Genomic DNA, 12039 nt, shown 5'->3' on the forward strand with positions numbered 1-12039 from the left:
GGAGGGAACCCCCATCGTGAGCCGACGTTACGACTGCTCCGACCCGGTGGAGCGCAGCCGGGGGATCGGCGAGGCCGCCTCGGCGGTCCGGCGCGGCGACCTGGTCGTCCTGCCGACCGACACCGTGTACGGGGTCGGCGCGGACGCGTTCACGCCGTCGGCGGTGCAGGCGCTGCTGGACGCCAAGGGCCGGGGCCGGGACATGCCGCCGCCGGTGCTGGTGGGTTCGGTGCGCGCCGCGACGGCGCTGGTGGAGGACCTCGGCACCTACGGCCAGGACCTGATCGACGAGTTCTGGCCGGGCGCGCTGACGATCGTGTGCCGCGCGAACCAGAACCTGCTGTGGGACCTCGGGGAGACCAAGGGCACGGTCGCGGTGCGGATGCCGATGCACGAGCTGGCCGTGGAGCTGCTGAAGGAGACGGGGCCGCTCGCGGTGAGCAGCGCGAACCTGTCGGGGCGTCCGGCGGCGCGGACGGCGGCGGAGGCCGAGGAGATGCTCGGGGACTCCGTCGCGGCGTATCTGGACGGCGGCCCGTCCGGCGCGGGGGAGGCGTCCACGATCGTGGACCTCACCGGGCCGGTGCCGCGGCTGCTGCGCGCGGGCGCGATCCCGGACTACAAGATCCGCGCGGTCGTCGGCGTCCTGCTGACCGACGAGGACGAGAAGGACGACGAGCCCGACGCCGTTTCGCCGGTCGATCTGCGGAAAACGGCCGAGCCCGCCGCGGACGGAAAGGCCGAGGAAAAGGCCGCCGCCGCGCCGGACGACGCCAATGTCCGGCTGCGCAAGGACGTGACCGACGACACAGCCGACTGAGTTCGTTCCCCGGCCGGATGCGGCCACGGAAAAGGCCCCGCCGCGTGTACTCGGCGGGGCCTTCTTCGAGGGGAGCGGAAGATCAGTAGAGCTTCTTCCACGGGCCGGCCGCGAGCTTGCGGTCGGACACGCGAACGCCGACCTCGCGCACGTAGGCGTGCGCCGGGTAACCGGCGGTGTAGGCGCCCCGGTAGCCGCTGAACTTGGTGTCGGCGGGCTTGCCGGTGCGGCTGTCCACGAAGTAGAAGACCGAGGAGTACTTCGACTTCTTGTAGCCGGCCGTCCAGGTGCGGAACTGCACGCCCGGGGACCAGCCGTTCTTCTTGCTGTCGGCGAGCCAGACCTTGAGCGTGGCCTTCTTGGACGTGTGGCTCCAGGTGCCGTACGCCTTGAGGGTGCTCCAGCCGTTCTTGCTCGTCCAGCTGTGGGTCGCCGCGTCGGCGGGGGCGGCGACGGCCACCGTGCCGGCGAGGACGGTGCCGGCGGCGAGGGCCGCGGCAACGAGACGCCGCATTCGTACCTCCATGCTCAGCTATCTCGGAATTAGCCCCGTAAACCTAGCAGGGGCCGCCGACGTTTCACTCGTCAATTGTCGAGGGCGTCGAGCAGCGCGCGCATGTCCGCGAGCGCGGCGCGCGCGTGCCCGGCGACGCGCTCCAGCGCGGCGGGCGCTTCGGCCGCGGGGGCGGCGGCCCCGGCCTCGGCGGTGCGGACGAGCCGCGTCGCGTGGTCCAGGACGCTGCCGCGCAGCCCGATCGCGATCCGGTGCCGCTCGGCGCGGACGGCCTCGGCGGCGCGCGCCTCGACGGTCTCCAGCGCGCCCGCCTCCCACCGCCCGGCGCGCAGCGCGACGGCGCGGCCCCACGCCCAGAACGGCGTCAGGACCAGCAGCGCGCCCCCGCCGCCGACGAGCACGCCGAACGCGAGGTCGCCGGGCCGTCCGCCGTCCGGGTCGACGGCGATGACGGCGGTGAGCCCGGCCGCCCACGGGACGGCCGCGACGAGCGGCGCGGGCCACGTCCGCGCGCCGCGCGGCCCCGCGTGGCGCGCGACGGCGTACACGGCGATCATCGACGCGGGCGAGCCGACGACCAGCACCGCCCACGCGACGGGCGCGAACGCCGCTGCCGCCGCCGACCACGCCAGGTCGAGGGCGACGAGCGCGGCGAGCGTCCGCCACGGCGCGCGCCGCCGCCACCACAGCGGCGCCGCCCGGACCGCGACGCCGACCGAGACCAGCGCGGCCAGCGTCGGCGACGGGTCGCGGACGATCGGATCGGGCGGCAGGAACGCCAGCAGCCCGGGCAGCAGCGCGCAGAACGCCGCCACCGCGCCGTCCAGGAACTCCGGCCAGCCCGGACCCCGACGCGGCGCGCCCGGCGGCAGGTCCGCGCGCACCGCCCAGCCGCCGCCCGGCTCGGGACCGGCCGCGAGCGTGCCGCCGACGCCCGCCGCGCGCTCGCGCATCCCGTCGATGCCGCGCCCGCCGCCGAGCCCGCCGCCGCCCGCGCGCGCCGGGTCGGGCGCGGTGTTGACGACCTCGATCCGCACCCGCCCCGGCGCGTACCGCACGGCGACCGTCACGGCCGCGCCCGGCGCGTAGCGGACCGCGTTCGTCAGCGCTTCCTGCGCGATGCGGTACGCGGCCGTCACCGTCTCCGGCCGCGCCCGCCGCGCCCGGCCCTCGAACTCCAGCCCGACCGGGACGCCGAGCCGGGCGAGCCCGTCGCACAGCGGCGGCAGCAGCCGGTCCAGCCGCCCGCCCGCGTCGGCGTCTACGGCGTCCACGACGTCCACCAGGTGCGCGAGCGCGGCCAGGACCTCGCGGCCCGTCGCGGCGGCGGCGGCCAGCGCGCCGCGGGCCACCGCCGGGTCGCGGACGCGCGCCGCCGCCGTGCTGTGGACCGCGACCGCGCTGAGATGGTGCCCCGCGACGTCGTGCAGGTCGCGGGCGAGCCGCCGCCGTTCGGCCGCCGCCGCGTCCCGCCGCTCGGCGTCGCCCGCCGCGAGCCGCCCGGCCAGCGCGCGGCGCCGCGCCCGCTGCTGCCGCCGCGTCTGCCCGAGCGCGAGGATGACCAGGTACGCGCCGCCGTCGATCAGCTCGGCGACGAGCACGTCCGCGACGCCGTGCCGGACGGGCAGGAACGCCAGGAACGTCACGGCCCACACCGCGAGCGCCGCGGCGACGGCCGTCCGGCGGTCCCGGCGGACCGCCACCGAGAACAGCGCGACGCACTCGGCGACGCCGCCGACCAGCACGTCCGCGTCGTGGACCGCGAGCGCCGCCGCCGCGCCGACCGCCGACGTCGCGGCGAGGACGGCCAGCGGCGCGCGCCGCCGCCACACCAGCGCGCCCGCGCCGCCGAGGACGCCCGCCCACACCAGCGCCCACGCGGTCCGGTCCAGCGCGCCCGCGAGCAGCCACGTCCCGCCGAGCTGCGCGAGCGCGAGCAGCGCGGGCACGGCGACATCGGCGGGGACGGGCCACCGCGCCGCGTCGCCGCCGTCCCCGTTCCGGTCCCCGGGCCGCACGCGACCGACCCTAGACGCGATCCGGACGCGGACGTTCCGGGCAACCCTCGGTACGACCGGCCCGGTCGGTGGAACCATGCATGACGTGGGGACGGGCGGGGGAGCACCGGCGATGGCGGCGCGCGCCGTGCTGTTCGCCGTGCTGCTGCCCGCCGTCGTGGCCGTGCTCGCGCTTCCCGCGGCCGCCGAAGAAGAGATCCCCGCGTACGACGTCGTGCTGACCGTGCGGCCGGACGGCGTCGTCCACGTCCACGAGACGGTCACCTACGACTTCAGCGGCGGCGACGACCACGGCATCGTCCGCCGCGTCCCGTACCGGGAGGGCCGCCGGGTCTACGGCGTCCACCGGATCAGCACGAGTTCGTCCACGGGCGCGCCCGCCCGCGCGCGTGTGCGGACGCTGCCGCGCGACGTCCGGATCACCGTCGGCGGCGGAACCCCCGTGGGCGGCCGTCAGGCGTACGTGATCGAGTACGACGTGACGGGCCTTCTCACGCCCTTCCCCAAGCACGACGAACTCGTCTGGGACGCGCTGGGCACCGCCTGGGACGTACCGGTGGCCGAGGCCGCCGTCCGAGTCGAGGGCCCGGTCCGGTTCCGGGCGGGCTGCCGCGCGGGCGACCCGCCGCTCACCCCGTGCCTCCGGCACCGCGACGGCCCGCGCGCGATCGTCTTCAGCCAGCGCGGCCTGGCCCCGCACGAGGGGATGCTGGTCAAGGCGCGGCTGCCCAAGGGCGCGGTCGCGGTGCCGCCGCCCCGGTTCGCGCCGCCGCGCTGGCGGGGCGGCGGCGTCGGCGGCGTGCTCCTGCTCCTCGGCGTGGTCGCGGCCGTGTGGACGGTCCGGGGCCCGCCCGTCCCGCGCGCGGCCCCGCCCGTCCTCGCCGCGCTCGGCACCGCGCTGGTCGCCGGGGACCTCGCCGCGAGCGCCGCCCGCGACGGCCTGTGGCTCGCGTCGGCCGGGAGCCCGGCCGCCGCCGGGGCCGCGCTGCTCGCCGGGGCGGCCGCCGGGGCCCGGACCCGCCGGGCCGCCCGGCGGCCCGCCCGAACCGCCCCGGTGGTCGGGCGGGAGGAATAGAGTTGTCCGGTGCGCCCGTTCAGGGCGTTCCCATTTCACCGCTTCGACGGGCACCGCGGGAAGGAGGCGGGAGTTGCGCGAGTACCTGCTCACCATCCTGGTGGCGGCTCTCGTCGCATACCTGCTCACGCCCGCCGTGCGCCGGTTCGCGGTCTGGTTCGGGGCGCAGGCCGCCCCGCGCGACCGGGACGTCCACGTCATCCCGACGCCGCGGCTGGGCGGCCTGGCGATGTTCGGCGGGATGGCGGCGGCGCTGGTCGTCGCGACCGGCCTGCCGGAGATGCGCAAGGTCCTCGCCGAGGGGGACATCAGCATCGGCAAGGCCCTGCTGCTGTCGGGCGGGCTGATCGTGCTGGTCGGCATCGCCGACGACCGCTGGGGCGTGGACCCGCTGACCAAGTTCGCCGGGCAGGTCGCCGCCGCCGGGATCTTCATCATGCAGGGCATCCAGCTCTACGTGATCCCGCTGCCCAACGGCGAGGCGCTGTCGCTGCCGCCCACCTACGGCGTGCCGCTGACCGTCCTCATCGTCGTCGCGACGATCAACGCGGTGAACTTCATCGACGGCCTGGACGGCCTCGCGGCGGGCGTCGTCGGCATCGCCGCGACGGCCCTGTTCTTCTACGCCTACCTGCTGACGAAGACCAACGGGCTGACCACGCTGACCGGCGCGACGCTCACCGCCGCCGTCCTGGTCGGGATGTGCGCGGGGTTCCTGCCGCACAACTTCAACCCGGCGCGGATCTTCATGGGCGACACCGGGTCGATGCTGATCGGGCTGCTGCTCAGCGCCTCGACGATCCTGCTGACGGGCCAGTTCGACCCGTCGATCCTCGGCACCTACGGGCTGTTCCCGTTCTGGGTGCCGCTGCTGCTGGTCCCGGCGGTCGCCGCCGTCCCGTTCATCGACATGCTGCTCGCCGTGTGGCGGCGCACCAGCGACGGCCGCTCGCCGTTCTCGCCGGACAAGCGCCACCTGCACCACCGGCTGCTCGAACTCGGCCACTCGCACCGCCGCGCGGTGCTGATCATGTACTTCTGGGTCGGTCTGGTCGCCGCCGGGCTGATCGCCCTCTCGGTGACGAACCAGCAGGTCATCGTGATATCGGCCACCGCCGTGGCGGCGGTCGCGGGCGTCGGGCTGATGATCGCGCTGCCGCGCCGGGCCGCGCGCCGCGCCGCGCAGGGCGATCCGGCGGTCCCGGGCCGCACCCGCGAATCCGTCTGAGCCAGGTGCTCGCCGGGGGCGCCGTCCGGCCCTCCGCTACCAGTGGGTAACATCGAGCCGAGGAATCACCGCGCGCCGCGCGGCCGGACGGCCGCCGGTTCCCGGCGTCCGCCGCCCGGCCTGGGTTACAGTCCCTTGTGCGTCCTTGTGCATAGGTGAACGTACGGGGACGTTAGCGGGTCGTTAACCCGTTACATCTAGGGTAATTGTGGACGTTCCGGACGCTTGTGATACCTTTCACGAACAAGAGACGACCACTGACCGTGACCAGCCGGAGCCCTCATGCAGTCTTCCGACGCCCGGATTCTCCGCGGCGCCGCGATCCCCTCCGGTCTCGCCGGCATCGCCGCCCTCCTGGTCGGCCTGCTCCTCGGCGGGACGAAGGGAGCGCTGGGTGCCGGCGTCGCCGCGATCACGGTGATCGTCTTCTTCTCGATCAGCGTCGTGGCCGTGAGCTACGCGTCCAAGATCTCCCCGCAGATGATGTTCGCCGCCGCGGTCTTCAGCTACCTGGCCAAGGTGCTGGTGATGTTCGCGGTCGTCGCGGCCTTCCAGGACGTCACCGTCTGGGACACCGAGGCGTTCGGCTGGTCGGTGATCGGCCTGACGCTCGTGTGGATCGCCGCGGAGATCCGGGTGACGCTCCGGACCAAGACCCTCTACGTCGAGCCGACCGGGTCGGACACCGCGACCCCCGCCGACTCCGGCGACGCCGTCCGCACCCCCGCTGACAACGCCGCCTCGGTCGGCGACCGGAGCCCGTGATGGGGCTCGCGGGAGACCGCGCCGTCGGCGGCGCGCGGGGCGAGGTCAAAGCGCCTCCGGCCGTGGACTACTCCGATATGACCACCAGGGAGTTGGGCTGCTATGGTCCGTCCTGCGATGAGCGAGGAGGAGCACCGGCCCGGTCCGGAGTCCGATCCGTCGGACGACCACCAGAGCTTCGCCAACGCCGCCTGGTCCATCCCCAGCTACGTGCTGAGCGGAATGGCCGTCTACGGCGGGATCGGCTGGCTCCTGGACCACTGGCTGGGCACCTCGGCGCTGTTCCCCATCGGAATCCTGGTGGGCCTCGCTCTTGCGCTCTACCTGGTCTACCACCGCTACGGACGCTGACGGCGCCTGCGCGGCGGCGGGCCGCCACGGGCTCCCACACAAGCTCCAACACGGGCCACCGGCCAAAGTCGCGCCCGGGTGGCGCGCAGACGAAGTACCGACTGACCTGCAGTGTCACTGACGAAGGGACTGCCGCGTGAGCGCGCCGCACCTCCTCGCCGCCGGCGGAGATGAGTTCGAGGCTCCCGGCCTCCACATCTTCGATTGGGGGCCGCTCTTCTCCGGCGGGCCGTCCTGGCTCGACTGGCTGACCAAGCCGGTCCTGATCGTCATCCTCGCGGCGCTGGCGCTCATCGTGTTCGCCTGGCGCGCGTTCGGCAACGCGCAGCTCGTCCCGCGCGGCGTGCAGAACGTCGGCGAGGTCGCCTACCTGTTCGTCCGCGACCAGGTCGCCCGGCCGATGATCGGCAAGGACGGCGACAAGTGGATGGGCTTCCTGTTCACGACGTTCTTCTTCATCCTGTTCCTGAACCTGTCGGGCGTCGTCCCGGTGCTCCAGCTCCCGGCGACCTCGCACATCGCGTTCCCGATCGTGTTCGCCGCGTTCGTGTACGTGACGATGCTGTTCCTGAGCATCAAGCACCAGGGTTTCATCGGCTACTTCAAGAACATGATGTTCCCGCCCGGCCTGCCGAAGCCGCTGTACGTCATCCTCGCGCCGATCGAGCTGCTGTCGAACATCATCCTGCGGCCGTTCACGCACTCCGTCCGACTCTTCGCGAACATGTTCGCGGGGCACCTTCTCCTGGCGTTCTTCTCCACGGTCGCGTGGTGGTTCCTGGTCGAGAAGCTCACCCCGGCGGGCGCGGGGGTCGGTGTCGTCGGGTTCCTGATGACGATCATCATGACCGGCTTCGAGATCTTCGTGCAGAGCCTGCAGGCGTTCATCTTCACCCTGCTGGCCGCGTCCTACATCGGCGGCGCGCTGCACCCCGAGCACTGACCCAGGACCTCACCCGTAAATCCCGAAAACCTCCGGTGGATTCCCAACCCCCACCGGTCGAATGAGAAGGAAAGCAGAAGACATGAGTGCTGTTCTCGCCGCGGCCGACAGTGTCAACGGCAACCTCGGCTCCATCGCGTACGGTCTCGCGGCCATCGGCCCCGGCATCGGCGTCGGCATCATCTTCGGCCAGGGCGTGCAGGCGATGGCCCGCCAGCCCGAGATGGTGAACGTCATCCGCCAGAACATGCTGCTGGGCTTCGCCCTCACCGAGGCGCTCGCGCTCATCGGTTTCGTCGTGCCGTTCGTCCACAAGTGATCGACGGCCCTCACTTCTGACAGGAAGGCGGAACCCTCATGAGCAACCTGCTGGCCGCCGCGGTGCTCGCTGAGGACGGGGAATCCAACCCGGTCCTCCCCGAGACCGCGGAACTGGTCGTCGGCAGCATCGCCTTCGTGATCCTGCTGCTGATCGTCGCCAAGCTGTTCGTGCCGAAGATCCAGGCCACGCTCGCCGAGCGCACCAAGGCGATCGAGGGCGGGCTGGCGCAGGCCGAGGAGGCGCAGAAGGAAGCGCAGCAGACCCTCGACCAGTACCAGGCCAAGCTCAAGGAGGCCCAGCGCGACGCCACCCGGCAGGCCGAGGAGGCGCGCGAGCAGGGCAACCAGATCATCGCGCAGATGAAGGAGCAGGCGCAGGCCGAGGCGCGGCGCATCATCGAGGCCGCGCACGCCCAGATCGAGGCCGACAAGCAGCAGGCGCTCGCCTCGCTGCGCGCCGAGATCGGCGCGCTGTCGGTCGAGCTGGCCGGCCGCGTCGTGGGCGAGTCCCTGGAGGACAGCGCCCGCCAGAGCCGCGTGGTCGACCGGTTCCTGGAGGAACTCGAAGGCCGCGCGGGACGCCAGGAGCAGATCACATCATGACCATCACGGGAGCGGTGGGCAGGGCCTCGCTGGCGGACGCCCGGGCTCGGCTGGAGGCGGTCATCCCCTCCGCCGACCTCGGCACGCTGGGCGGCGACCTGTTCGCGGTGCTGAACCTGATCGACCGTGAGCACGGCGTGCGCCGGGCCGTCTCGGACCCGTCGGCGTCCGCCGGCGCCAAGGACGCGCTCGTGCGGGGCCTGCTGGAGGGCCAGGTCTCCCCGGCCGCTCTCGGTCTGGTCGCCGACGTGGTCCGGCTGCGCTGGTCCAGGCCGTCGGAGCTGTCGGACGCGCTGGAGGTCCTCGCGGTCACCGCCGAGGCCGCCCGCGCCGAGGCCGCGGACCGCATCGACGACCTGGAGGACGAGCTGTTCCGGTTCTCCCGCGTCATCGAGCGGGAGCCGGGGCTGCGCGACGCCCTCGTCTCGCGGAACCTGCCGGGCGACCGCAAGGCCGCCCTGCTGGACGACCTGCTGGCCGGGAAGGTCACCGCGTCGGCGCTCACGCTGGTCACCGAGCTGGTCCTGCGCCCGCGGGGACGTAGCCTGGAGGGCGGGCTCGCCGAGTACGGCAGGCTCGTCGCCCAGCGGCGGGAGCGGCTGGTGGCGCTGGTGCGCACCCCCGTGGACCTGTCCGCCGAGCAGCGCACCCGGCTCGCCGGGGTGCTCGCCGCGGCGTACGGCCACGAAGTACACCTGAACATCGAACTCGACCCGAGCACGCTGGGCGGCCTGTCCGTCCAGATCGGGGACGAGATCATCGACGGCACGATCGCCGGACGGCTGGATGACGTCCGCCGGCGGCTCGCGGGCTGACAAGCGCCGAGCTGACCCCTGAGGGAGCAAGAGAGGAATCATGGCGGAGCTGACGATCCGTCCGGACGAGATCCGGAACGCGCTGGAGCGCTTCGTCCAGTCGTACGAGCCCGAGGCCGCCGCGCGCGATGAGGTCGGCACCGTCGTCGATTCCGGCGACGGTATCGCCCACGTCGAGGGACTCCCCTCCGCGATGGCGAACGAACTCCTGGAGTTCGAGGACGGGACGCGCGGACTGGCGCTCAACCTGGACGTCCGTGAGATCGGTGCCGTCGTCCTGGGAGACTTCAGCAACATCGAGGAGGGCCAGAAGGTCCGCCGGACCGGCGAGGTGCTGTCGGCGCCCGTCGGCGACGGCTTCCTCGGCCGCGTCGTGGACGCGCTGGGCAACCCGCTGGACGGCAAGGGCGCGATCGAGTCCACCGAGCGCCGCGCGCTGGAGCTGCAGGCCCCGACCGTCGTGCAGCGGCAGTCGGTCGGCGAGCCGCTGCAGACCGGCATCAAGGCCATCGACGCGATGACGCCGATCGGCCGCGGTCAGCGGCAGCTCATCATCGGCGACCGGCAGACCGGCAAGACGACGGTCGCGGTCGACACGATCATCAACCAGAAGTCCAACTGGGAGACCGGCGACCCGAAGCTGCAGGTCCGCTGCATCTACGTGGCGATCGGCCAGAAGGGCTCGACGATCGCGAACGTGCGGCGGCAGCTCGAGGAGTCGGGCGCGCTGGAGTACACGACGATCGTCGCGGCCCCCGCGTCGGACCCGGCCGGGTACAAGTACATCGCCCCCTACACCGGTTCGGCCATCGGCCAGCACTGGATGTACCAGGGCAAGCACGTCCTCATCGTCTTCGACGACCTGTCCAAGCAGGCCGACGCGTACCGCGCGGTGTCGCTGCTGCTGCGCCGCCCGCCGGGCCGCGAGGCGTACCCCGGTGACGTCTTCTACCTGCACTCGCGTCTGCTGGAGCGCTGCGCGAAGCTGTCGGACGACATGGGCGGCGGCTCGATGACCGGCCTGCCGATCATCGAGACCAAGGGCAACGACGTGTCGGCGTTCATCCCGACGAACGTCATCTCCATCACCGACGGGCAGTGCTTCCTGGAGACGGACCTGTTCAACCAGGGCGTCCGCCCGGCGATCAACGTCGGTGTGTCGGTCTCCCGAGTCGGCGGCTCCGCGCAGATCAAGGCGATGCGCAAGGTCGCCGGTTCGCTGAAGCTGGCGCTGTCGCAGTTCCGCGACCTGGAGGCGTTCGCGGCGTTCGCGTCGGACCTGGACGCCGCCTCGCGCGCCCAGCTCGACCGCGGCGCCCGCCTGGTCGAGCTGCTCAAGCAGCCGCAGGGCTCGCCGTTCCCGGTCGAGCAGGAGGTCGTCTCGGTCTGGTCGGGCACGTCCGGCGAGCTGGACGACGTCCCGGTGGAGGACATCCGCCGCTTCGAGCGCGGCTTCCTGGACCACCTGGAGCGCACGCACCCCGGGCTGCTGTCGGGCATCCGCGAGACGGGGCAGCTCACCGACGACAACCTGACCACCCTCAAGGACGCCATCACCGGGTTCAAGCGGGGCTTCGAGACCAGCGAGGGCAACCTGCTGGGCGACGAGACGGTCGAGGCGATCGACGAGGACTCGGTGGAGCAGGAGACGATCACCCGCGTCAAGAAGGGCTGACGCGATGCCTGCACAGGTACGTGAACTCCGGCAGCGGATCAGGTCGGTCAAGTCGACCGCCAAGATCACGCGCGCGCAGGAGATGATCGCGACCTCGCGGATCGTCAAGGCCCAGCACGCGGTCGCGGCGTCCAAGCCGTACGCGGACCAGATCGTCGCGGCGCTGTCCGCGCTGGTCAGCCACAACGTCGGCATCGACCACCCGCTGCTGCGCGAGCAGCCCGAGGACCTGCGGTCCGCGATCGTGGTGGTCAGCAGCGACCGCGGGTTCTGCGGCGGCTACAACGCCAACGTGATCCGCGAGGCGGAGGCGCTGGCGCAGCGCATCCGCGAGCAGGGCCGCGAGCCGGTGCTGTACCTGGTGGGCAACAAGGCGCTCACCTGGTACAAGTTCCGCGACCGGGAGTACGCGGAGTCGTGGACCGGGTTCAGCGACCGGCCCGACTTCGCCAGCGCCGAGCGGATCGGCCGCCGGGTCGCGGCGGACTTCCTGAAGTCCGACGCCGAGGGCGGCGTCGGCGAGATCCACGTGGTCTACACCGAGTTCGTCTCGATGCTGACCCAGGAGGTCCAGGTCCGCCGGCTGATCCCGCTGGAGATCACCGAGCGCGAGGACGACGGGTCCGGTCCCGTCCCCCCGGCGTACGAGTTCGAGCCGTCCGCCAAGGACGCCCTCGACCTCATGCTGCCGAACTACATCGAGAGCCGCATCTTCCACATGCTGCTCCAGTCGGCCGCGTCCGAGCACGCCGCGCGCCGCCGGGCGATGAAGTCGGCGACCGACAATGCCAACGATTTGATCGGGGTCTACACGCGCCTGATGAACCAGGCGCGGCAGGCCGCGATCACCCAGGAAATCAGCGAGATCGTCGGTGGCGCTGACGCGCTCGCCGATTCTGGCGGGGAGTGAG

The 12039-nt window shown here is 72.7% G+C and carries 13 protein-coding genes; 11 read left to right on the forward strand and 2 right to left on the reverse strand.

Annotated elements, in window-relative coordinates:
- Window positions 1-16: 16 nt before the first annotated feature.
- The gene (locus G339_RS32245; protein WP_051107754.1) at window positions 17-820 is read left to right on the forward strand and encodes an L-threonylcarbamoyladenylate synthase; all 804 of its coding nucleotides are present in this window, start codon (window positions 17-19) and stop codon (window positions 818-820) included.
- Between the two features lie 82 nt (window positions 821-902).
- On the opposite strand, the gene G339_RS0101765 is transcribed toward G339_RS32245, so the two are convergent.
- Both G339_RS0101765 and G339_RS32250 read right to left on the reverse strand, forming a co-directional pair.
- A complete protein-coding gene (locus tag G339_RS0101765; protein WP_019629356.1) occupies window positions 903-1334 on the reverse strand; it encodes a hypothetical protein in 432 nt (143 codons plus the stop codon).
- A gap of 71 nt (window positions 1335-1405) precedes the next feature.
- Complete coding sequence (locus G339_RS32250; RefSeq protein ID WP_019629357.1) at window positions 1406-3352, reverse strand: sensor histidine kinase; 1947 nt, start codon at window positions 3350-3352, stop codon at window positions 1406-1408.
- A gap of 76 nt (window positions 3353-3428) precedes the next feature.
- Between G339_RS32250 and G339_RS37350 the strand changes: the two genes are divergently transcribed.
- The 10 genes from G339_RS37350 (at window position 3429) to G339_RS0101825 (ending at window position 12038) form a co-directional block, all read left to right on the forward strand.
- On the forward strand, window positions 3429-4427 hold the full coding sequence (locus G339_RS37350; RefSeq protein WP_169514699.1) for a DUF2207 domain-containing protein: 999 nt from the start codon (window positions 3429-3431) through the stop codon (window positions 4425-4427).
- A gap of 73 nt (window positions 4428-4500) precedes the next feature.
- Window positions 4501-5655 (forward strand): glycosyltransferase family 4 protein, encoded by a 1155-nt coding sequence (locus tag G339_RS0101785; RefSeq protein ID WP_019629359.1) that lies wholly within the window; start codon window positions 4501-4503, stop codon window positions 5653-5655.
- A 282-nt stretch (window positions 5656-5937) separates the two neighbouring features.
- Complete coding sequence (locus G339_RS0101790; RefSeq protein WP_019629360.1) at window positions 5938-6420, forward strand: Cg1360 family ATP-synthase-associated protein; 483 nt, start codon at window positions 5938-5940, stop codon at window positions 6418-6420.
- A 117-nt stretch (window positions 6421-6537) separates the two neighbouring features.
- Window positions 6538-6771: an AtpZ/AtpI family protein gene (locus G339_RS0101795; protein WP_019629361.1), complete on the forward strand. Its 234-nt coding sequence runs from the start codon at window positions 6538-6540 to the stop codon at window positions 6769-6771.
- Window positions 6772-6907: 136 nt separating this feature from the next.
- Entirely contained in the window at window positions 6908-7714 is an 807-nt protein-coding gene (gene atpB / locus G339_RS0101800) for a F0F1 ATP synthase subunit A (protein ID WP_019629362.1), read from the forward strand.
- Between the two features lie 82 nt (window positions 7715-7796).
- Complete coding sequence (gene atpE, locus G339_RS0101805) at window positions 7797-8033, forward strand: ATP synthase F0 subunit C (protein ID WP_019629363.1); 237 nt, start codon at window positions 7797-7799, stop codon at window positions 8031-8033.
- Between the two features lie 38 nt (window positions 8034-8071).
- Complete coding sequence (locus tag G339_RS0101810) at window positions 8072-8638, forward strand: F0F1 ATP synthase subunit B (protein ID WP_019629364.1); 567 nt, start codon at window positions 8072-8074, stop codon at window positions 8636-8638.
- Window positions 8635-9453, forward strand: a complete 819-nt coding sequence (locus tag G339_RS0101815; RefSeq protein ID WP_019629365.1) for a F0F1 ATP synthase subunit delta — start codon at window positions 8635-8637, stop codon at window positions 9451-9453. Before G339_RS0101810 ends, G339_RS0101815 begins: the two co-directional genes overlap by 4 nt.
- A 40-nt stretch (window positions 9454-9493) precedes the next feature.
- Entirely contained in the window at window positions 9494-11128 is a 1635-nt protein-coding gene (gene atpA / locus G339_RS0101820) for a F0F1 ATP synthase subunit alpha (protein WP_019629366.1), read from the forward strand.
- A 4-nt stretch (window positions 11129-11132) separates the two neighbouring features.
- A complete protein-coding gene (locus G339_RS0101825; protein WP_019629367.1) occupies window positions 11133-12038 on the forward strand; it encodes a F0F1 ATP synthase subunit gamma in 906 nt (301 codons plus the stop codon).
- Window position 12039: the final 1 nt, after the last annotated feature.

This window comes from Actinomadura atramentaria DSM 43919, from assembly GCF_000381885.1.
Classification (GTDB): Bacteria; Actinomycetota; Actinomycetes; order Streptosporangiales; family Streptosporangiaceae; genus Spirillospora; species Spirillospora atramentaria.

Excerpts from the sequence above, each read along its gene's own strand:
- G339_RS0101765 (WP_019629356.1), bottom strand. The coding sequence starts at position 1,334 with ATGCGGCGTCTCGTTGCCGCGGCCCTCGCCGCCGGCACCGTCCTCGCC.
- G339_RS37350 (WP_169514699.1), top strand. The coding sequence starts at position 3,429 with ATGCATGACGTGGGGACGGGCGGGGGAGCACCGGCGATGGCGGCGCGC.
- G339_RS0101790 (WP_019629360.1), top strand. The coding sequence starts at position 5,938 with ATGCAGTCTTCCGACGCCCGGATTCTCCGCGGCGCCGCGATCCCCTCC.
- G339_RS0101795 (WP_019629361.1), top strand. The coding sequence starts at position 6,538 with ATGAGCGAGGAGGAGCACCGGCCCGGTCCGGAGTCCGATCCGTCGGAC.
- atpE (WP_019629363.1), top strand. The coding sequence starts at position 7,797 with ATGAGTGCTGTTCTCGCCGCGGCCGACAGTGTCAACGGCAACCTCGGC.
- G339_RS0101810 (WP_019629364.1), top strand. The coding sequence starts at position 8,072 with ATGAGCAACCTGCTGGCCGCCGCGGTGCTCGCTGAGGACGGGGAATCC.
- G339_RS0101815 (WP_019629365.1), top strand. The coding sequence starts at position 8,635 with ATGACCATCACGGGAGCGGTGGGCAGGGCCTCGCTGGCGGACGCCCGG.
- atpA (WP_019629366.1), top strand. The coding sequence starts at position 9,494 with ATGGCGGAGCTGACGATCCGTCCGGACGAGATCCGGAACGCGCTGGAG.
- G339_RS0101825 (WP_019629367.1), top strand. The coding sequence starts at position 11,133 with ATGCCTGCACAGGTACGTGAACTCCGGCAGCGGATCAGGTCGGTCAAG.